Raw genomic sequence first — 1,031 nt, 5'->3', positions numbered from 1 at the left:
CGCCACCCTCGTGGGCGGCCTGCTCCACCGCCAGCTCGAACAGCGCCGGAACCGAGTTCCACACCGTCACGCCATGACGGTCGATCAGCTCCACCCAATGCGCAGGCTCGCGCTCGGTGCCGGGATCGGGCATGACCAGCGCGGCCCCGGCCGCCAAGGTGCCGAACACGTCCCACACCGACAGGTCGAAGCTCAGCGAGGACACGGCCAAGACCCGATCGCCCGGCCCCAGCCCGAATCGCTCGTTGACGTCGGTGACGGTGTTGACCGCACCGCGATGGTCGATCATCACGCCCTTGGGCTCACCCGTCGACCCGGACGTGAAGATCACGTAGGCCAGATCCCCTGGCTCCTGCACCACCGGCAGCGGTTCGGCCGACACCTCCGGCCACCGGTCGCAGTCGTCGACGGGCAGCACCGTGATGTCGGGCCATTCCAGCCGGTCGGCCACGGCCTGCTGGGTCAGTACGACCCGGACTCCGGTGCGCTCCAGCAGGCGTGCGCGCCGTGCCGTCGGCAGGCCCGGGTCCACCGGGACATAGGCGGCGCCCGATGCCTGTACCCCGACGACTGCGGCGACTTGTTCCCAGCCCTTGTCCATGCAGACCGCGACGAGTTCACCCGGCCGCACGTCCAGGTCGCGCAGTCGCCAGCCGATCCGCCGCGACCGCGCCACCAGCTCGCCGTAAGTCAACTCACCGGACGACCACACCACCGCGGCACGCTCCGGCCACCGGGCCGCCGCGCGCTCCACACCCTCATGCAGCAGTTCCCATTCGGGGACCGCTTCGCCTGGAGCCACCTCGCCGGTCTCGACGGGACGGGCTTGGGCCAGGAGCCCCGGGCGTTGCCATGCTTCGGGGTCGTCGGCGAGCCGTTCGACCAGTTCCTGGTAGGTGGTGAAGGCCTCGTCGAGCATGCCCGCCGGGAACAGCGCCTCGACCGCGTCCCAGGAGGCGTACAACTCGCCGCCCATCTCGAACACCTGATGATCCAGATGCACCTGCGGGGTCTGCGACACCCCACCCACC

General features: G+C 70.4%; 1 protein-coding gene. It reads right to left on the bottom strand.

Annotated features, from left to right (window positions below; all coding sequences use genetic code 11):
• The coding region (locus E1264_RS42785; RefSeq protein ID WP_165964682.1) for an AMP-binding protein at nt 1–1,003 on the bottom strand (1,003 nt) is incomplete at its 3' end.
• Between the last annotated feature and the right edge of the window lie 28 nt (nt 1,004–1,031).

Origin of the sequence: Actinomadura sp. KC216 (genome assembly GCF_004348535.1) — a bacterium.
Lineage (GTDB): Bacteria > Actinomycetota > Actinomycetes > Streptosporangiales > Streptosporangiaceae > Spirillospora.
This window is presented reverse-complemented; position numbering and strand designations above follow the sequence as displayed.